Below are 18,268 nucleotides of genomic sequence, written 5' to 3'. Positions count from 1 at the left end.
GTAAAATGAAAAGGGAATGAATTCAGATCTTTCGAAAAAGGTTCACAATTGAAACGGCACAAAGGGGTTCAGACTTATGACAGATCAAAACAGAAAAGAGCTTTTGCATAAAACCGGGGAACTTTATAAGCAATTTATTGAGAATCAAGATGAACAAAGGGCTGCTAAACTGGCTGCGGTCATGAAAAAAGCGGCTGATGAAGAGGTTTATATCGCGTTTACCGGGCATTATTCAGCGGGGAAATCGTCACTGCTGAACTGCCTGTTAATGGAGAATATTTTGCCGACAAGCCCGATTCCGACAAGCGCTAACCTTGTTGTGATCAGAAACGGGGAAAAGCGAGTTCGGCTTCATACAACAGACGGAGCGTGTGCTGAGCTGGAAGGGGCTTACCAGAAAGACAAGGTGCAGCAATATTGTAAAGACGGGGAACAGATTGAAAGCGTCGAAATTTTTGACAGATATACTGAGATCGATTCCGGGGTTGCGTATATTGATACTCCAGGGATAGATTCAACAGATGATGCGCATTTTCTATCGGCTGCTTCTATTCTTCACCAAGCGGATGCGCTGTTTTACGTCGTTCACTATAATCACGTGCACTCTGAGGAAAATGTAAAGTTTCTCAGATCAATAAAAGAAAGCATTCCGAATGTGTATTTTATCGTCAATCAAATTGACCGCCATGATGAGACGGAGACGAAATTTGGAGACTATCAAGCGCAGGTAGAGGAGATGCTTTGCAATGAAGGGATTTCAAAGGAAGCGCTCTATTTTACGTCAGTAACAGAACCGGACCACCCGTTCAATCAGATGGGGGCCTTGAGAGAAGAGTTAAGAAGAATAGAACAGCAATCAAAAAGCAATATGCAGGCTTTAACCGAACAAAAAGTCCGTAATCTGCTAAAGGAACATACGGAAATGCTGAAGAAAGACGAAACAGGCGCTCCGAGTTTCGCTGAACAGCTTAATATCCAAACTGGACTGGTCCAATCGCTGCGTGATCAATTGGATGAGGCCGAAAAACAAACGACTGAGGCAGAGAAGAGGATGCAGGAAGAAATCAATCGTATTTTAAAAAACGCCAACCTGACGCCTTTTGAAATGCGTGAATTGGCGGCTGCATTTTTAGAATCACAAGAGCCTTCCTTTAAAACCGGCTTTTTCTTTTCTAAAGCGAAAACTGTAAAGGAAAGAGATAAAAGGCGGAATGCTTTTTTCTCTGATGTGGCTAAACGAACAGAGGCCGAAGCGGATTGGCATATGATAGACACGCTTCATAAACTCGCCAAGGCATTTGATGTCTATACCGCTGAAAGTGAAAAGCTGATTCAGGCCTATCGCACACCGCTTGATATAAGCATCATTGAACGCGCGGTCAAGCATGGTGCAGCCTTTTCTTCTGAATATGTATTGCAATATACAAAAGATTTGGCAGAGCTCATCCGGAAAGAGGCGAAAAGAGAAGCCGCAGACATCATAAAGGTGCTCTCCGCTATGGTGAAAGAGCGTGTTTCCAAAGACGTGCAAACGATTAACGACCGGCTCGTCCAAGAATCAGAAAAACTTGTCTTTCTTCAAGAACAGGCGCGTTTAGAGAATAATGCCCGAGAGAAAACCGATCGCCTGTGGGCCATTTGGGAAGAAGAGTCCGCATGCCCAATGCATATAGACACAGAATGGTTTAAATCGAAGAAAACAAGAGTGGCGGCTCCAGAGCAGAAACAAGGCCGAAGCCAGCTGACGGCGCAGCCGATGCCGAAATCAGAAATCAAAATGGAACAAGAAATGCCGCTTCAAGACCAAATCAAACGCTTTTACACTTTGTCTGACCTTTTAGGCGAATGCAGCATGTTGTTAAAGCAAACTTCAGCGTTTCGTGAAAGGGTGAAAAGGCTTGAGGAACGGAAATTTACACTCGCTCTTTTTGGAGGCTTCAGCTCGGGGAAGTCATCATTTGCCAATGCGCTTGTCGGCGAAAGAGTGCTGCCATCCTCGCCAACGCCAACCACAGCGACAATTAACAAGATCACAATGCCAATCAATGGCAACTTAAACAAAACAGCGGATGTAGTGTTTAAGACAGAGGATGACATAACGGCTGAAATTTTGCAGCTCACCGGAATACCAAAGGAACCGGCAGGCCGTTCCTTCACAGAGAAGTGGGAAAAGGCAGTCAAAAAAAACAGGCTGCAGGAAGAACACGTGAAATTGATCAGCAATTTCCTGCTTGCATATGAGAAGTATCAGCAGTATATACAGGAACAGAAGAAATTAACGATTCCGCTATCTGAATTAAAGCCGTATGTAGCAGAGGAAACAACGGCCTGTGCTGTGAAAGAGGTAACGGTCTACTATACATGCCCGCTCACTGAAAAAGGGATTACGATCGTTGATACACCCGGCGCGAGCAGCATGAATAAACGGCATACAGAACTGGCATTCCAATATATCAAAGATGCTGATGCATTTTTTTATATGACTTATTATCAGCACTCTTTTTCAAAAGGAGACCGTTCATTTTTGCGAAAGCTTGGACTTGTGAAAGAATCGCTCAGCATGGATAAAATGTTTTTTATTATTAATGCTGCAGACCTTGCAAAAGATAAAACAGAGCTCGAAACAGTGACCGATTATGTCAGCGCAGAGCTTGTAAAAGAAGGGGTTTATGAGCCGCAGCTCTTTACCGTATCAAGTAAGGAGGAACTGGTGGGAAAACCGGAGTCATTTTATAATCAGTTCTCGAAAGTAAGAAAACACTTAGACCGGTTTATCGAAGTGGATGTAAAAAAAGCGTCAGCAGCGCAGCTCAGTTCGGAGGCAGACAAACTATGCGAAACTGTTTTTCAGCTTCACCAATCCCAGCATCAGTCCCGAGAAGAGAAGGAAGCGCAGAAACAGCGCCTTATGCTGTCATTTGAGCGGACAGCGGCCGATATCGAGAAACGGCGGAACTCAGAAACCATCATTGAAAAAGTAAAAAAAGATACAAGAGAGCAGCTATATCACATTACACAGCGATTATCATATTTTGCAAATGATTTATTAAAATCGGCATTTCATCCCGGGCTGCAAAACGGGGATTGGAAAAAGAACGTCAGTAAGGCGATGACAACAGCCTTACATGAATATCAATTTGAATATATTCAGGAAATCAAAACGCTTGATGTTCGTATGAGCGGTTTCATCGAACGGCATATCAATGAAGAATGGCTGGATCAATTTCAAAAAACATTAAATGAGGACGGCTATTTTTCCGTTTATGCGGGTGATCAGCATTCAAACGGCATACAGTTGAAGGAAGTTGAACCAGAAATAGAAGAACGTGCTTTCGAGCAGGAACTAAAAGAGGTCAAATCACCGAAGCAGTTTTTTGAGCAGAAAGGAAAATCGGCCTTTATCGAAGCTGTACGGATGAAACTTACGAAAATCACAGAGGCATGGATAAAAAATGAAGAAGAAAGCCTGATTTCTCATTACACAGCTCACCTCAGACGCTTACAGGAAGATATGGGCGAAAAAGCAATCGCGCAAATAACGGATCAAAAAGAGACATATTTAAGAGGATATGCGGAAGGGGAACATGCGAAAGAGATTGAAATAGCGTACCAGGCGTGCATCTCCTGGAAAAATTCAGACAATACAATAAAAATGTAAAATTCAGTTGGCTTGTATTTCAAGTCATGATAGACTAAATAGAAAAAAGCGAGATGAACGATTAATGTCAGAGGTACATAAAGCAATTTCAGCACATTCATCAAAACAGCACGAGCATATCAAAGCATTTATGCGTCTTGAAAATATGCGTGAATTGGCGATTGAAGAAGCTGTTGCGAAATGCAGAAACGATGAACCTTATACTACAGATGCAATTAATGAAATTACCGAGCAAATGAATCAGCTCGCTAAAAAAGGCATCGTCCCGACAAGACGGCTTGTATCAAAAGAAATGGTCAGAGAATACGTAAGCCGCATGTAAGCTGGATGATCCTGTCGCGAGTGAACCTCCTGCCGGAAGCATATACTATATGCATCCGACGTAAGGGGGGATTCATGTTGGGCAGAACAAAGCTCGGAAACAGAAATGCACAGGCGAATAACAATGCCAAAAAGAAAAACGGATTTCAAACCCATTTTGACTCTTACGCAGGACGCGAAGCTGAAAAACTGATCGCCAGCAACAAAAGACACAACGATTGATAAATATCCAAACAGTATCTCTAATTAAAGAGATACTGTTTTTTATTTTTGGGCTGCTTTATGATAAAATAGAAGGAATGAAAGAAAAGGGAGTTATTTGATGAATAATAATAAACTATTGCTGGTTGACGGCATGGCTCTTTTATTCCGGGCTTTTTTTGCCACGGCCGTACATCGCAACTTTATGATAAATGACAGCGGGGTGCCGACGAACGGCGTCAACGGCTTTTTAAAGCATTTGATTACGGCTGTGGAAACATTCCAGCCGACACACGTCGTCTGCTGCTGGGACATGGGGAGCAAAACGTACCGAAATGACTTGTTCCAAGATTATAAGGCCAACCGCAGCGCGCCGCCTGTGGAGCTGATTCCGCAGTTTGATTTGGCAAAGGAAGCAGCCGCAGAGCTTGGAATCATGAATATTGGCTTTGCCGGCTATGAAGCGGATGACTGTATCGGTACTCTTGCCGATTTATTTGCGAATGAAGCGGACATTACGGTCGTAACAGGAGACAGAGATTTACTTCAGCTGTTAACGGATAAAGTAAGCGTTGCTTTGCTTCAAAAAGGAATCGGAAATTATAAAGTCTATACAAAAGAGACTTTTTATGAAGAAACAGGCGTAATGCCGAAGGCTTTGATTGATATTAAAGCGCTTATGGGAGATTCCAGTGATAACTATCCCGGAGTCAAAGGGATTGGAGAAAAAACAGCCTACAAACTGATTCGTGAATACGAAACGATTGACCGTTTATTGGAAAATCTTTCTCTTCTTCCAAAAGGACAGCAGGGAAAAATTCAGCAAGGTTTAAGCGATTTGGAGATGTCGAGGAAGCTTGCGGAAATTCATTGCTCAGTGCCGCTGGCCTGCACACTGAAAGACGCTTTATTTACTTTGCAAATGGAGCAGGCGGCTGACATGCTTCGCCGCCACCAAATCAAAGGAATTGAGCGTATGCTTGAAAAGCTGAACGCTAGAGAGATCGTTTAGATCTTCTCTAGCGTTTTGTATTGCTTTTTTTTGCTCTCTCCTCAAGCTCTGTTTTAGGGTCATTATGTGTATTGCCTTCCAGGTCGCCTTGCGGAGTAACACCGCCGGTCAGCCGGCCTTTATCTTTCTTTTTCATGTTAGTTCACCTCGCCATTAGGATGAACCAATCATCAAGATTTAATTCTTTTCATTCAGCCGAATCGCTTCTTTTGCCAGAAGATCGGCTTTTTGGTTTTGCTTGCCCGGTATCCATTTGATGAAAAAAAGAGGGAATGCCGCTTTTAATCGGATGATTTCTTCTACGAACGGTTGAAACGTTTTATTTTTAACCATTTCAAGCTCAGTGGCGCGTTCCACAATATCTGAATCGGTTCGAAAGGAAACCGATTGATACCCGCGCGTTGCACATAGCTTCATCCCTTCAATTAATGCAAGAAATTCCGCTTCCTGATTTGTATGCACTCCGATTGGAATAGAGAAGGATTCTGCTGTTCCCTCATGTTTGATAAAAATGCCGATACCCGAAGGCCCGGGATTACCGGCGCTTGCGCCGTCTACGTATATTTCTGTAGGCATTATGAACTCCTTTCATCTTTAGGTATCATTTTTTTGGCTGCATAAGCATAAGGCAATGAAATCAAAGATACCGCAAACTTAATCAAATATGTAGAAATAAAAATATGAAGCCACACGCCTGCCGGATAAATGCCGAGAAAGGCGACTGCAGTGAATATGAATGTATCAAACAGCTGGCTGACTGCTGTACTGCCGCCGTTTCTGAGCCATAAAAGCCGATCAGAAGGAAATATCCTTCTAATTGCCGAATATACATAAACATCCAGCGTTTGGCTGAAGATAAAGGCAAGCAGACTTCCTAACGCAACTCGCGGAAGGAATCCGAAGATCGTTTCCAGCGCTGTTTGTGATATGTCGCTGGAAGCCGGTTCGAAAAGCAGCACACCCTGCATGACAAATGTCAGCGTCAGGAGCGTTGAGAATCCGAGCCATACCGCTTTTCTGGCTTCAGCTGGTCCGTATTTTTCATTCAGCACATCTGTCGCAAAAAAGATTGTGCCATACATCACATTCCCGAGTGTCGCTGTTAAGCCAAACAGTTCAACTGTTTTGACGACTTGGAGGTTGGCGCAGACTGTCGCAAAACCGATCCAAACAAACAGTCCCATTTTGCCAAATCCTTTATAAAATAAAAGAACAATGATAAAATGAATGATCGCAAAAAAGATCCAAAACGAATTATTAAACAAGATGAAAAAGCTTCCTTTCCGGGGTAAGATTGGTTTGATTATAGCATAAGCCCGGCAACTAATGAATGGTAAGGTGATTGTAATGAAGCTCAGACCGCATTTGAAAATAGAAGCAAAAGGAACGGGATCCGTCTCATTTTTTAGCGAAGACTGGCTGACAGCACAGCAGGCACGTATGCTCGCCAGAGAACTTGGTCGTTTTCCATACATGAAAGAGCTAGAGTTCGAAGACGAGAAAGGCGGCAGCTGGACGCTGAAGGAATTGGAAAAGCTGACAGAGGAGCTTGCTCAAGAGCCTGATGACATTACTGTTTATTTTGACGGCAGTTTCGATAAGGAGAGCGAACTGGCCGGTCTCGGGATCGTCATCTATTATTCATTGGGAGGAATCCGGCATCGCTTGAGAAAAAATAAAAGCTTCCGGCTGAAAACCAATAATGAAGCTGAATACGCAGCGCTTTATGAAGCAATAAGAGAAGTAAGAGAGCTTGGGGCAAGCAGAAATTCAATTACAATCAAAGGGGACTCGCTTGTTGTGCTGAATCAGCTTGACGGCAGCTGGCCTTGTTATGATCCATCTCATAATGAATGGCTTGACAAAATAGAAGCACTCCTTGAATCGCTGAAGCTTACTCCAACCTACGAAACAATACAACGAAAAGACAATCAGGAAGCTGACGGCCTCGCTAAAAAAATTCTATCCCATCAATTCGTAGAAAGCCACACGAAATTAGACCGTAACGGAGATGACGATATTGGATAAGAAAATGATCTTTAAAGAACTGACAGAACTGCACGATGAATATTGCAAGGACTGTTTTATTAAGAAGCAGTTTCGCAAAGAATTTGGCAAAACTTATGCGCATTCATTTTGTATCAATAAATGTACGGTTGGTGAAAAGCTGAAACAATACGGAGATGTCTTAACCAATCACTAAAAATAAAAACCGCAGAAGCTGCGGTTTTTATTCTTTGAATTCATCCAGCTGATGCTCGCTGTCATCTAGCAGTTGCTGTTGCTGCTTTACAAATTCAGGATCATCGAGAGCTGCCAGCTCTTCAGATTGTGACAGTTCTCTAGCATCCTCAATGGCTTGGTATGCAGAGTCAACTAATGTTTTGCTTTGGCCTCTCGTCGCAGCTCCTGTTGTTTTCTGCGCTGTTTCCACCGCTAGTTCCAGCTGCCGCTTATCCGTAAAGCCAGTCTGATCCTCATTATGAAATTCTGAAGTCACCAAAAACACCTCCGCCATTATTTTGCAGAGTTTTTTTGAAATTTATGTACCAAAATAGAAAAGAAAATAAAAATAAGCCGATATAACTATTGAACCAGAATAAATAGGACTGTTTTACTATTTGGGTATCTTGATAGAGAAGGGGAACGCAGCTATGGATGATAAAGACTTGAAGTTGATCCTTCACAAAACATTTATAGAAATATACAGTGATTTAGAAGAACTGGCGGATATTGCGAAAAAAGGAAAACCGTCAATGGAAAAGTATGTTGAAGAGATTGAACAGAGGTGCAAACAAAACATTTTGGCGATTGAAATCCAGATGAAAATCAAATAGGAGAGGCGAATGCCTCTCCTCTATTTGTCATCTCATCATCATGTATTGAGTTTAGAGTTTTACAACATTAGAAGCTTGAGGTCCACGATTACCTTCGACAATTTCAAAAGAAACTTCTTGTCCTTCTTCTAATGATTTGTATCCTTCTCCTTCGATAGCTGTGAAGTGAACAAATACATCGTCTCCGCCTTCAACTTCAATGAAGCCGAATCCTTTTTCGTTGTTGAACCATTTTACTTTACCGTTTTGCATATTGCTTAATTCCTCCTAGTACTGTAGCACCCATGTGCTAAAAAAAATTTTGTCATCATTTAACTTTGATTCATTGTTAAATGATGGTTCAACTATACACCATCTGGGAGCACCCGTCAAGTTGCGAAACGGCTTATTTTTCAAAAGAAGGGCAAGTTCCATAAAAAAATGTAACCGCTTTTATTGATGGCTGAATATAAATAAAAAGAGCACACGATTTTCGTATGCTCTCAAGTACGCCATTACGATAGCACTTTGGCTTTTTGTTTGGCAGTCATCATTTCTGATTCCTTCAGGATATCCTCTAAAATCACTTCAGAGGAGTTTGCTAAATGAAGGTCCTTAATGTTTTTCTTCATGCGATGCAAGGTATCTTCATCTGCAAGAAGGGAAGTGACTGATTCGAGAATCTCTTCATGACGGTTCACAACGATGGCAGCTCCGCGGTCTTCAAAGAAGTTTGCATTTTCTTTTTCCTGGCCAGGCACGGGTTTGTACAGAATGACAGGCACTCCAATGGCTGTGGCTTCTGTCAAAGTAATGCCGCCGGGCTTGGTAATCATGCAATCTGTGATCCGAAATAGCTCATCAATGCGCTCCACATAGCCCAGAACTTTTAATTTGTCACCATTTTCCGCCTCAAGCGCACTCAAAGATTCTTTTAAAGCCGTATTTTTCCCGCACACGACAACCACTTGCACTTGGTCATCCTTGACAAGGTTTTCGCACAGCTCTTTTACGTTCTTTAATACACCGTGAGCACCTGCCATGATCAGAAGCACTTTTTTGTTTGGTGAAAGATTGTACTTTTTATATATCGGGCCAACCGGCATGGATTCTTCAAATTGCGGCCTGATTGGAATTCCTGTGATTTTTACATTGCTTGGATGAGTGCCGATCTCCAGCAGTTTTTCCTTCACGTAATCTGTTGCCACATAATATTTATCCACGTTTTCGTGAACCCAAATTTTATGAAGACAAAAATCAGTCATAACGTTGAAGGTAGGAATGACTCTTCCAGTTCGGCGTCTGTATTCCGGCACGACGATCATCGGAAATGTATTAATAATAATATCGGGCTGATGTTCATCGACAAGTTCGCCCAATCTTTTATTACCCATTTTAAAGTAAATATTGAATTTACGTTTATTATAGATTTTGTCAACTCCGTAATAAAACAAACGATAAAACTGTTTCCCGATTGAGAAGCTTTTTAAATAAAGGTATTGAGTTACCTCTGAAACAATCGGATTTGACTCTTGGTACAAATTAGAAACTGTTACATGCTGAAAGCCGAGCCGTACACATTGTTCATAAAGTGTTTTGGCTACCTGCACATGTCCATTTCCGTAATTTGCAGTCAAAATTAATACTCTTTTATTGGTATTCAAGTAAATTCACCTCAATGTAATCAACAACAAGCAAGCTTCATGCATCGTAAGGAGTTATTGTCTATACATAAACATAACACAAATACATAATCGAATTATTAATGCAGTGAAAAAGTTAAGCTAATTTTAAATGATTTGGATTCCAGTATTTTAAATTTTTGTTATACGCAGACTGAATCAGATGTATTTTATCATATTTTTTGCTCAGCGTATCACTAAAAAAAGAAAAATTAGTCCCATTCATAAGGAGTTTCTTGGTAAACGTAATAATTCAGCCAATTCATAAACAATAATGTGGCATGCGCTTTCCAGCGATTCACTGGCTCGTTGCTGCCTTTTGCAAAATAATGTTTAGGCTCCTCGACAGTAGAAAGGTTTCGTTCCAAATCTCTTTCATACTCTTGAAGAAGCGTATTTGTATCATATTCAGGGTGCCCTGTCAAAAAGACTTGTTTTTCGTCTTTTGACACAATTAAGCAAACCCCGGCTTCCTTTGATGCGGTAAGAATGTTTAAATCGGGCACTGCTTGAAGCTGTTCCATATTTATATCTGTATGCCGGGAATGCGGCACGTAGTATAGCTCGTCAAAACCTCTTACCAATTTTTCGTGTTTTGAAAGAACGGTATGTTCGAACACACCGAAGATTTTTTTCGGCATTTGAATTTTTTCCACACCGTAATGGTAATACAAACCTGCTTGAGCACCCCAGCAAATATGCAAGGTTGAAGTGACATTTGTTTTGCTCCACTCCATGATTTCCTTGAGCTCTTCCCAATATGAAACATCTTCAAACGCCAAATGCTCGATCGGCGCACCGGTGATAATCATGCCGTCAAACCTCTTGTGACGGATATTGGAAAAAGTCGTGTAAAATTCGTCAAGGTGTTCTCTCGCAGTATTTTTCGGCGTGTGTGTGCTTGGGATTAAAAATGTGAAATGAACCTGTAAAGGCGAATTTCCAAGCAATCTGAGAAGCTGAGTCTCTGTTTGGATTTTTTTCGGCATCAAATTTAATATAATAATTTTTTGCGGCCGGATATCCTGATGAAATGCTCTGCTTTCATCCATTACAAATATATGTTCACTTTCAAGCACCTGTTTTGCCGGCAGGTGTGTTGGTATATTAATAGGCAACGTGCCACCTCCATTATTTCCCCGTTTAATTTTCTTCATTATAGGAATTTTCACGCCAATTTTCAATCTATCTATGCGTGTTGAGGGGGAAACAACAGAAAACTCTTTAAATAAAACGCACTGACACGCCTTTTGGTTTCACAGTAAAATGATTTTCAAAGATGTCAGAGGGAATTGTAATGTTTTATAGAATGATTAAGATAAAAAATGAGCCATATGAATTGATAATGAACGGACGCTCATATCGTTAGGTTTCTTATGAGTTCTTAATTGATGTTTACATTTTGAATTGCGATTTAAAAAAGGTAAAATAATCAGCACTAGGGACATAGGAGGGACTTACATGTCTATTTATCATATGAAGGTACGTACAATCACAGGGAAAGACATGACACTTCAGCCTTTCGCGGGAAAGGTACTGATGATCGTGAATACAGCAAGTAAGTGCGGTTTTACTCCTCAATTAAAGCAGCTGCAGGAATTATATGATACATATCAGCAGGAGGGGCTGGAGATCTTAGGGTTCCCCTGCAATCAATTCATGAACCAAGAGCCTGGTGAAGAGGCTGACATACAGGAATTTTGTGAAACAAATTACGGTGTTACATTTCCTATGTTTTCAAAAGTGGATGTAAACGGGAAAAACGCCCACCCGCTGTTTGTGTATTTGACAGAACATGCGAAAGGGATGCTGGGAACTAAGGCGATCAAGTGGAATTTCACGAAATTTATAGTGGATAGAAATGGAGAAATCGTTGGCCGTTATTCACCAAATACAAATCCGAAAGAGCTGGAAAACGATATCGTGAAGCTATTATAGCAATAAAAAGAGGGTGTTTTTGTGAAGGAATTGAAGCAGGCAGAGCAAATCAGGACATGGGTTCAATCTATCCTGACTGACGAAAGCTCTGGACATGACTGGCATCATGTATCAAGAGTAGCAGATCTTGCAGCGTATATTGGAGAAAAGGAAAAAGCGGATTTGTTCATTGTTGAAACGGCGGCTTTGGTTCATGATTTAATTGATGTGAAGCTGCCTGACACGGTCAGGCTTTCTGTGAGCGATGTATATGATCAGCTCGTTTTTTTCGGAGTAGGAAAAGAGAATGCTGACAGGGTGATTCATATTATAACAAGGATGTCCTTTCGGGACAGGGGGAAATTGGCGAAGGAGCCGCTCTCAATTGAAGGAAAAGCTGTACAGGATGCTGACAGACTTGATGCGATTGGTGCTGTCGGCATTGCGAGAGCTTTCATGTTTGCGGGCGCAAACGGGCATGGCCTTTATGGAGATGAGCAAAGCGCCTACGCTCATTTTTTTCATAAGCTCCTGCGGCTGAAAGATATGATGAATACAGACACTGCACGGGAACTGGCAGAAGAAAGACACAATTTTATGCTTCAGTTTGTCCGCCAATTAGAAAAAGAAATACCCGGGATTGATGCCAAAACGTCGTAATAGAAGGCTTGGAGCGACTATGATAGAATAAGTCACAGATATGCTATAGGAGGACGATCATGAAGATAAAATCAATTGAACCTACACCAAGCCCGAATACAATGAAAGTCATCTTAACGGAAGAGCTTCCGGCGGGCAAAAGCAATAACTATAAACCTGAGCAAGCAGAAGGCGCACCGCCTGTTATAGCGGAAATTCTTAAAATAGATGGAGTTAAAGGGGTATATCACGTCGCAGATTTTCTTGCTGTTGAACGGAATGCAAGATACGACTGGAAAGACATATTACCGCAAGTCCGCACTGCATTTGGGATGGAAAGTGCTGAAAGCGGAGAAGAAAATCGTTCTGATCAAGAATCTTTTGGAGAGGTAAAAGTTTTTGTGCAGATGTTCAGCGGCATTCCTATGCAAGTTAAATTAACCGATGGAGAGCGGGAAGAACGCTTCGGCTTACCTGAACGCTTTCAGAAGGCGATCTTAAAACTTAGATCTGAAGCTTCCAATGTTGTGTTTGAGCGGGCTTGGAAAGAACAAGGTGTCAGATTCGGTGACTTTGATGAAATCGGCCATGACGTGACAGAAGAGCTTCAGGCGGCATACAGTGATGAACGGCTGAAACGACTGACTGAAGCAGCCGCTCAAGGAAAGGGCGAATCAAAACAAACTGTACAGCGCAAAGCGTATAAAGTAACGCTTGACATGCTGGATGATGAGGACTGGAAAAAGCGTTATGCACACTTGGAACAGATGGATCCGAAAGAAGAGGATATCCCGGTTTTACAGAAGGCATTGGATGATCCAAAGGTGTCCATCAGAAGACAGGCTGTTGTGTACTTAGGGATGATTGAAACACCTGATGTTCTTCCTCTATTGTATAAAGCACTTGAGGACAAAGCTGTATCAGTCAGAAGAACGGCCGGAGACTGCCTGTCTGATATCGGCGATCCTCAAGCCATTCCTGCTATGATCAAGTCGTTAAGCGACTCCAGCAAGCTTGTTCGCTGGCGTGCGGCCATGTTCCTATACGAAGTCGGGGATGAAAGTGCAATTGAAGCTTTGCGCGCTGCCGAAGATGACCCCGAATTTGAGGTCAGCCTTCAAGTCAAAATGGCGCTTGAACGTATTGAGCATGGAGAAGAAGCAAAAGGTTCTGTTTGGAAACAAATGACGGAAAGCAGAAAAAAAGGCGAATAGAAATAAAAAAGGTGCAGATCATGCACCTTTTTTATGTGAATTCACTTTTTATAAAAATTATTTCGAATATTGTTGAAAAATATCCGAAAACTATTTATAGTAAGTAACAATATTAATAGTTGGAGGGTTCAAATCGAAAGAAAGCTATATAAATATAAAAACACGAAAGAACAAAACAAGGTGAGGGCGGCCTGTATTTATCTTATTTGCAAAAACAGCCCATAAATAAACTGAAAATTGTCAAAATAAAATCCAATCAAACAATTGAAAGAATTTAGGAGGATCACCATGGCAGAATTACGCAGTAATATGATCACACAAGGAATCGATAGAGCTCCGCACCGCAGTTTGCTTCGTGCAGCAGGAGTAAAAGAAGAGGATTTCGGCAAGCCGTTTATTGCGGTGTGTAATTCATACATTGATATCGTTCCCGGTCATGTTCACTTGCAGGAGTTTGGGAAAATCGTAAAAGAAGCAATCAGAGAAGCAGGGGGCGTTCCGTTTGAATTTAATACCATTGGGGTAGATGATGGCATCGCAATGGGGCATATCGGTATGAGATATTCGCTGCCAAGCCGTGAAATTATCGCAGACTCTGTGGAAACGGTTGTATCCGCACACTGGTTTGACGGAATGGTCTGTATTCCGAACTGCGACAAAATCACACCGGGAATGCTTATGGCGGCAATGCGCATCAACATTCCGACGATTTTTGTCAGCGGCGGACCGATGGCGGCAGGAAGAACAAGTGACGGGCGAAAAATCTCTCTTTCCTCAGTATTCGAAGGGGTAGGCGCCTACCAAGCAGGGAAAATCAACGAAAACGAGCTTCAAGAACTAGAGCAGTTCGGATGCCCAACGTGCGGGTCTTGCTCAGGCATGTTTACGGCGAACTCAATGAACTGTCTGTCAGAAGCACTTGGTCTTGCCTTGCCGGGTAATGGAACCATTCTGGCGACATCTCCGGAACGCAAAGAGTTTGTGAGAAAATCGGCTGCGCAATTAATGGAAACGATTCGCAAAGATATCAAACCGCGTGATATCGTTACAGTAAAAGCGATTGATAACGCGTTTGCACTCGATATGGCGCTCGGAGGTTCTACAAATACCGTTCTTCATACGCTTGCCCTTGCAAACGAAGCCGGCGTTGAATACTCTTTAGAACGCATTAACGAAGTCGCTGAGCGCGTGCCGCACTTGGCCAAGCTGGCGCCTGCATCGGATGTGTTTATTGAAGATCTTCATGAAGCGGGCGGCGTGTCAGCGGCTCTGAATGAGCTTTCCAAGAAAGAAGGAGCGCTTCATTTAGATGCGCTGACTGTTACAGGAAAAACTCTTGGAGAAACCATTGCCGGACATGAAGTAAAGGATTATGACGTCATTCATCCGCTGGATCAACCATTCACTGAAAAGGGTGGCCTTGCTGTTTTATTCGGTAATCTAGCTCCGGACGGCGCTATCATTAAAACAGGCGGCGTACAGAATGGGATTACAAGACACGAAGGGCCGGCTGTCGTATTCGATTCTCAGGACGAGGCGCTTGACGGCATTATCAACCGAAAAGTAAAAGAAGGCGACGTTGTCATCATCAGATACGAAGGGCCAAAAGGCGGACCTGGCATGCCGGAAATGCTGGCGCCAACATCCCAAATCGTTGGAATGGGACTCGGACCAAAAGTGGCATTGATTACGGACGGACGTTTTTCCGGAGCCTCCCGTGGCCTCTCAATCGGCCACGTATCACCTGAGGCAGCTGAGGGCGGGCCGCTTGCCTTTGTTGAAAACGGAGACCATATTATCGTTGATATTGAAAAACGTATCTTGGATGTACAAGTGCCAGAAGAAGAGTGGGAAAAACGAAAAGCGAACTGGAAAGGTTTTGAACCGAAAGTGAAAACCGGCTACCTGGCACGTTATTCTAAACTTGTGACAAGTGCCAACACCGGCGGTATTATGAAAATCTAGATAGCTGGGGACACTTTCTTTTATTTTAAGGTGTGAACATTTGAAATCCGGCCCTCTCTATAGTATCCTTTACTTCAGATGAAGGATACTAGAGGGGGCTTTTTTTATGTCAATGGCTTATGAAGAATACATGCGCCAGCTTGTCGTACCGATGCGCCGCGAGCTGACTGGAGCAGGTTTTGAAGAGTTAACAACAGCGGAAGAAGTAGAAAACTTTATGGAAAAGGCAGAGGGCACAACTCTTGTAGTCGTTAACTCTGTATGCGGCTGCGCGGCAGGCCTTGCGCGTCCTGCGGCTACACAGGCAGTCCTCCAGAATGACAAAACACCTGACAATACGGTGACTGTATTTGCGGGCCAAGATAAAGAAGCTACTGCGAAAATGCGTGAGTATTTTACTGGCCAGGAGCCTTCTTCACCATCAATGGCTCTTTTGAAAGGCAAAGAAGTCGTACATTTTATTCCGCGTCATGAAATTGAAGGACACGATATGGAAGAAATTATGAAAAATCTGACTGCTGCCTTCGATGCGCACTGCTAAATGCCCGTTTTCCGGGCATTTTCTTTTTGGGAGTACAGAAGATGATAACAACAAGCTATAGACCGTCTGAACACACCATAAAAACTGCAAAGCAGCTTTCTAAAGAGCTAAATATGCCATACTGCGGCCGGAATAAACAAACGGTTGAACACCTGTTGAAGTCAGCTGAACGTGATTTGCTAGTGGTCGGCAAAGAGCGGTTTGAGCTGTATACGAAACAAGGTGCCAAATTCTTTTTTCATCCGAATACAGCGATGTTCAGAGCCAAACGCTTCTTGCAGGGGGAGAAAGAGCCTATGCTTCGGGCTGCCGGCTTATCTGAAGGGGATGCGTTTTTAGATTGCACACTCGGGCTGGGGTCAGATGCCATTATCGCAAGTATGGCAGTAGGCGAAACGGGTTCTGTTGTTGGGATTGAAAAAAACCATCTTGTGTCTGTTTTAGTGAGGACGGGACTGCATTCATGGGAAACGGGTATAGAAGAGCTTCAAGCTGCGATGAGAAGAATCCAGGTGAAGAATGGTGATTGCTTTGAACACATCAAGCAGCTTCCTGACAACTCTGTTGATGTGGTTTATTTCGATCCAATGTTTCATGAACCTGTAGAAACCTCTGACGGCATCGCGCCTTTACGTGATTTGGCAGAAGATTCCGTTTTGCACGAAGGATGTATCAATGAAGCGGTACGAGTCGCCAGAAAAAGCGTTGTGCTAAAAGACCACTGGAAAAGCCCGCGATTTGAACAGTTTGGTTTTAACGTCATGAAAAGAAAAACAGCACTGTTCCATTATGGCGTCATTCAAACAAGCCCGTGATTCATATCACGGGCTTTCTGTTAATCGGTGACCTCCATGACGACAAAGTATAACAATGTTAAGAGTGAAACTGTGGCAAACAGAGCGTCAATCATGCGGAAAGCCTCCTTTCATGGAATATTGTAAGCGTTTTTACACAAAGTGCATAGCAACGAATCTCCTAATTTGCATATCAGTTTCATATAGTACATGACTTGCATGTTTTGGATGTGCTAAAATAAGAGAAACATGACAATAAAATAGAGAGGAATAAGCAGTCATGAAATTGTGGATGAGAAAGACCCTTGTGGTTTTATTTACCATTGTAACGTTCGGGCTCGTATCTCCTCCGGCTGCCCTTATGGCGGACAAGCCTTCCGGACAGCCGAGCAGTCTTGAGCAGAATGATTACACCGCTTTTTATGATGAGCATGACCTGTACGATGATGAGTCGGATGACAGGCGAGATCCTGAACTGCTTTTTCAATCGTACAAGGAACAGCTCCTTGACAGCGCTGAGGATCAGTCCTTTTTAAAATTCGGCAGCAGAATCGCTCCTGTCATTGAGGATGACTATCGGAAAGAGATCCTGCCAAAAATCGAAAATGTGATTAGTGATTATTTAGCGACATTGCAAGATGATGAGGCGTACCAAGATGTTGTGATCTCAAGCATGCCTTCAGCGGGCAAAACGGAAAAAATTTTCAACGTTTACAATCGGACAACTGGAGAAGATCTTCTCAGATTCCATGTGCGAAGAGACCACCCGCCTCATGACGGCTACTGGTTTAATTTTCATTATCATACAGCAGAAGATGGGTTTCAATCACATCATGAGCTTGGGAGTATTTACTGGGACCGCAACACGCCTCCCAACTGGATGAGTGCCTAAAGGAGATGCCATTAGACATGAAAAAGTACACAATGAATGAAATGGTCGATATAACAAAGGATATGCTGAACAAACGGGGCGTTATGATAGAAGATATTGCACGGATTGTTCAAAAACTTCAGGAAAAATACAATCCAAATCTGCCGCTCAGTGTTTGCATGGAGAATGTAGAAAAAGTCCTGAACAAACGTGAAATTATTCATGCTGTTTTGACAGGCCTTGCACTCGATCAGCTTGCAGAACAGAAGGTTCTCCCCGAACCGCTGCAGCACCTTGTTGAAACGGATGAACCGCTTTACGGCATAGATGAAATTATCCCGCTTTCCATCGTTAATGTGTACGGGTCGATCGGTTTGACCAATTTCGGTTATTTGGATAAAGAGAAGATTGGAATTATTAAGGAACTTGATGAAAGTCCAGACGGTATTCACACCTTTTTGGATGATATTGTGGCAGCTCTTGCTGCAGCAGCGGCGAGCAGAATTGCACATACGCATCAGGATCTGCAAGATGAAGAAAAAGAACAGGATGAAAAGCCTGTCGTCAGCTGACTATAAAAAAATCATTTCTGGGTTCAGAAATGATTTTTTATTGTGTTACACTACTAGAAGACTAC

Annotated in this window: 23 protein-coding genes; 15 read left to right on the top strand and 8 right to left on the bottom strand. The window is 42.6% G+C overall.

Annotated features, from left to right (window positions below; all coding sequences use genetic code 11):
- Positions 1–76: 76 nt before the first annotated feature.
- The 4 genes from dynA (at position 77) to exnP (ending at position 5,192) form a co-directional block, all read left to right on the top strand.
- Positions 77–3,658, top strand: a complete 3,582-nt coding sequence (gene dynA / locus QF06_RS09220; RefSeq protein WP_041849950.1) for a dynamin GTPase — start codon at positions 77–79, stop codon at positions 3,656–3,658.
- A 64-nt stretch (positions 3,659–3,722) separates the two neighbouring features.
- Positions 3,723–3,980 (top strand): YpbS family protein, encoded by a 258-nt coding sequence (locus QF06_RS09215; RefSeq protein ID WP_003230757.1) that lies wholly within the window; start codon positions 3,723–3,725, stop codon positions 3,978–3,980.
- Between the two features lie 74 nt (positions 3,981–4,054).
- Complete coding sequence (locus QF06_RS21170; protein ID WP_003230761.1) at positions 4,055–4,201, top strand: hypothetical protein; 147 nt, start codon at positions 4,055–4,057, stop codon at positions 4,199–4,201.
- A 100-nt stretch (positions 4,202–4,301) separates the two neighbouring features.
- A complete protein-coding gene (gene exnP, locus QF06_RS09210) occupies positions 4,302–5,192 on the top strand; it encodes a 5'-3' exonuclease ExnP (RefSeq protein WP_003230763.1) in 891 nt (296 codons plus the stop codon).
- A gap of 7 nt (positions 5,193–5,199) precedes the next feature.
- Here the strand turns inward: exnP and sspL are convergent, their stop codons facing one another.
- Genes sspL through QF06_RS09195 form a run of 3 tightly spaced genes read right to left on the bottom strand, consistent with a single transcriptional unit; the run spans position 5,200 to position 6,457 of the window.
- Entirely contained in the window at positions 5,200–5,328 is a 129-nt protein-coding gene (sspL, locus tag QF06_RS09205; protein WP_003218255.1) for a small, acid-soluble spore protein L, read from the bottom strand.
- A 41-nt stretch (positions 5,329–5,369) separates the two neighbouring features.
- Positions 5,370–5,768, bottom strand: a complete 399-nt coding sequence (locus QF06_RS09200) for a reverse transcriptase-like protein (RefSeq protein ID WP_015251853.1) — start codon at positions 5,766–5,768, stop codon at positions 5,370–5,372.
- Positions 5,768–6,457 carry a queuosine precursor transporter gene (locus QF06_RS09195; protein ID WP_014477139.1) on the bottom strand — a complete coding sequence of 230 codons (690 nt, stop codon included), beginning with the start codon at positions 6,455–6,457 and terminating at the stop codon, positions 5,768–5,770. Before QF06_RS09195 ends, QF06_RS09200 begins: the two co-directional genes overlap by 1 nt.
- A gap of 82 nt (positions 6,458–6,539) precedes the next feature.
- On the opposite strand from QF06_RS09195, the gene QF06_RS09190 reads away from it, so the two are divergent.
- Positions 6,540–7,220 carry a ribonuclease H family protein gene (locus QF06_RS09190; protein ID WP_021481511.1) on the top strand — a complete coding sequence of 227 codons (681 nt, stop codon included), beginning with the start codon at positions 6,540–6,542 and terminating at the stop codon, positions 7,218–7,220.
- Positions 7,213–7,395, top strand: a complete 183-nt coding sequence (locus QF06_RS09185; protein WP_004399003.1) for a zinc-finger domain-containing protein — start codon at positions 7,213–7,215, stop codon at positions 7,393–7,395. The genes QF06_RS09190 and QF06_RS09185 overlap by 8 nt, the downstream gene beginning before the upstream one ends.
- Before the next feature lie 27 nt (positions 7,396–7,422).
- Here the strand turns inward: QF06_RS09185 and QF06_RS09180 are convergent, their stop codons facing one another.
- Positions 7,423–7,692 (bottom strand): DUF2564 family protein, encoded by a 270-nt coding sequence (locus tag QF06_RS09180; protein ID WP_004398863.1) that lies wholly within the window; start codon positions 7,690–7,692, stop codon positions 7,423–7,425.
- Positions 7,693–7,846: 154 nt separating this feature from the next.
- On the opposite strand from QF06_RS09180, the gene degR reads away from it, so the two are divergent.
- A complete protein-coding gene (gene degR, locus QF06_RS09175) occupies positions 7,847–8,029 on the top strand; it encodes a transcriptional regulator DegR (RefSeq protein ID WP_003230774.1) in 183 nt (60 codons plus the stop codon).
- A gap of 51 nt (positions 8,030–8,080) precedes the next feature.
- Here degR and cspD read toward each other — a convergent pair whose 3' ends face one another.
- From cspD to metA, 4 genes are all read right to left on the bottom strand, one after another.
- Positions 8,081–8,281, bottom strand: a complete 201-nt coding sequence (cspD, locus tag QF06_RS09170) for a cold-shock protein CspD (protein ID WP_003153604.1) — start codon at positions 8,279–8,281, stop codon at positions 8,081–8,083.
- A 15-nt stretch (positions 8,282–8,296) separates the two neighbouring features.
- Positions 8,297–8,443: a hypothetical protein gene (locus QF06_RS21785; protein ID WP_120028300.1), complete on the bottom strand. Its 147-nt coding sequence runs from the start codon at positions 8,441–8,443 to the stop codon at positions 8,297–8,299.
- 80 nt (positions 8,444–8,523) lie between these two features.
- Complete coding sequence (locus QF06_RS09165) at positions 8,524–9,672, bottom strand: diglucosyl diacylglycerol synthase (protein WP_003246153.1); 1,149 nt, start codon at positions 9,670–9,672, stop codon at positions 8,524–8,526.
- Positions 9,673–9,902: 230 nt separating this feature from the next.
- On the bottom strand, positions 9,903–10,808 hold the full coding sequence (gene metA / locus QF06_RS09160; RefSeq protein ID WP_043940142.1) for a homoserine O-acetyltransferase MetA: 906 nt from the start codon (positions 10,806–10,808) through the stop codon (positions 9,903–9,905).
- A 343-nt stretch (positions 10,809–11,151) separates the two neighbouring features.
- Between metA and QF06_RS09155 the strand changes: the two genes are divergently transcribed.
- The 8 genes from QF06_RS09155 to QF06_RS09120 all read left to right on the top strand — a co-directional run bounded on the left by QF06_RS09155 (position 11,152) and on the right by QF06_RS09120 (position 18,203).
- The gene (locus tag QF06_RS09155; protein WP_041849949.1) at positions 11,152–11,628 is read left to right on the top strand and encodes a glutathione peroxidase; all 477 of its coding nucleotides are present in this window, start codon (positions 11,152–11,154) and stop codon (positions 11,626–11,628) included.
- Positions 11,629–11,649: 21 nt separating this feature from the next.
- Positions 11,650–12,267, top strand: coding sequence for an Mn(2+)-dependent (deoxy)ribonucleoside pyrophosphohydrolase (gene hdhQ, locus QF06_RS09150; protein WP_041849948.1), 618 nt, complete (start codon positions 11,650–11,652; stop codon positions 12,265–12,267).
- Positions 12,268–12,326: 59 nt separating this feature from the next.
- Complete coding sequence (locus QF06_RS09145) at positions 12,327–13,460, top strand: conserved virulence factor C family protein (RefSeq protein ID WP_041849947.1); 1,134 nt, start codon at positions 12,327–12,329, stop codon at positions 13,458–13,460.
- A 288-nt stretch (positions 13,461–13,748) separates the two neighbouring features.
- Positions 13,749–15,425, top strand: a complete 1,677-nt coding sequence (ilvD, locus tag QF06_RS09140) for a dihydroxy-acid dehydratase (RefSeq protein ID WP_009967560.1) — start codon at positions 13,749–13,751, stop codon at positions 15,423–15,425.
- Between the two features lie 106 nt (positions 15,426–15,531).
- Positions 15,532–15,966, top strand: coding sequence for a bacilliredoxin BrxA (gene brxA / locus QF06_RS09135; RefSeq protein ID WP_003230794.1), 435 nt, complete (start codon positions 15,532–15,534; stop codon positions 15,964–15,966).
- 41 nt (positions 15,967–16,007) lie between these two features.
- A complete protein-coding gene (locus tag QF06_RS09130) occupies positions 16,008–16,781 on the top strand; it encodes a class I SAM-dependent methyltransferase (protein WP_041849946.1) in 774 nt (257 codons plus the stop codon).
- 259 nt (positions 16,782–17,040) lie between these two features.
- The gene (locus QF06_RS09125) at positions 17,041–17,652 is read left to right on the top strand and encodes a YpjP family protein (RefSeq protein ID WP_009967559.1); all 612 of its coding nucleotides are present in this window, start codon (positions 17,041–17,043) and stop codon (positions 17,650–17,652) included.
- Positions 17,653–17,669: 17 nt separating this feature from the next.
- Positions 17,670–18,203 carry a phosphatidylglycerophosphatase A family protein gene (locus tag QF06_RS09120; protein WP_041849945.1) on the top strand — a complete coding sequence of 178 codons (534 nt, stop codon included), beginning with the start codon at positions 17,670–17,672 and terminating at the stop codon, positions 18,201–18,203.
- Positions 18,204–18,268: the final 65 nt, after the last annotated feature.

Source organism: Bacillus sp. YP1 (genome assembly GCF_000877815.1).
GTDB classification, from domain to species: Bacteria; Bacillota; Bacilli; order Bacillales; family Bacillaceae; genus Bacillus; species Bacillus subtilis.
Note: the sequence above shows the minus strand (reverse complement) of the source record. Positions and strands in the feature narration are given on the sequence as shown.

Excerpts from the sequence above, each read along its gene's own strand:
- QF06_RS09120 (WP_041849945.1), top strand. The coding sequence starts at position 17,670 with ATGAAAAAGTACACAATGAATGAAATGGTCGATATAACAAAGGATATG.
- QF06_RS09130 (WP_041849946.1), top strand. The coding sequence starts at position 16,008 with ATGATAACAACAAGCTATAGACCGTCTGAACACACCATAAAAACTGCA.
- QF06_RS09155 (WP_041849949.1), top strand. The coding sequence starts at position 11,152 with ATGTCTATTTATCATATGAAGGTACGTACAATCACAGGGAAAGACATG.
- exnP (WP_003230763.1), top strand. The coding sequence starts at position 4,302 with ATGAATAATAATAAACTATTGCTGGTTGACGGCATGGCTCTTTTATTC.
- QF06_RS09125 (WP_009967559.1), top strand. The coding sequence starts at position 17,041 with ATGAAATTGTGGATGAGAAAGACCCTTGTGGTTTTATTTACCATTGTA.
- brxA (WP_003230794.1), top strand. The coding sequence starts at position 15,532 with ATGTCAATGGCTTATGAAGAATACATGCGCCAGCTTGTCGTACCGATG.
- dynA (WP_041849950.1), top strand. The coding sequence starts at position 77 with ATGACAGATCAAAACAGAAAAGAGCTTTTGCATAAAACCGGGGAACTT.
- QF06_RS09145 (WP_041849947.1), top strand. The coding sequence starts at position 12,327 with ATGAAGATAAAATCAATTGAACCTACACCAAGCCCGAATACAATGAAA.
- cspD (WP_003153604.1), bottom strand. The coding sequence starts at position 8,281 with ATGCAAAACGGTAAAGTAAAATGGTTCAACAACGAAAAAGGATTCGGC.
- QF06_RS21170 (WP_003230761.1), top strand. The coding sequence starts at position 4,055 with ATGTTGGGCAGAACAAAGCTCGGAAACAGAAATGCACAGGCGAATAAC.
- degR (WP_003230774.1), top strand. The coding sequence starts at position 7,847 with ATGGATGATAAAGACTTGAAGTTGATCCTTCACAAAACATTTATAGAA.
- QF06_RS09190 (WP_021481511.1), top strand. The coding sequence starts at position 6,540 with ATGAAGCTCAGACCGCATTTGAAAATAGAAGCAAAAGGAACGGGATCC.
- ilvD (WP_009967560.1), top strand. The coding sequence starts at position 13,749 with ATGGCAGAATTACGCAGTAATATGATCACACAAGGAATCGATAGAGCT.
- QF06_RS09200 (WP_015251853.1), bottom strand. The coding sequence starts at position 5,768 with ATGCCTACAGAAATATACGTAGACGGCGCAAGCGCCGGTAATCCCGGG.
- QF06_RS21785 (WP_120028300.1), bottom strand. The coding sequence starts at position 8,443 with ATGGAACTTGCCCTTCTTTTGAAAAATAAGCCGTTTCGCAACTTGACG.
- sspL (WP_003218255.1), bottom strand. The coding sequence starts at position 5,328 with ATGAAAAAGAAAGATAAAGGCCGGCTGACCGGCGGTGTTACTCCGCAA.
- QF06_RS09215 (WP_003230757.1), top strand. The coding sequence starts at position 3,723 with ATGTCAGAGGTACATAAAGCAATTTCAGCACATTCATCAAAACAGCAC.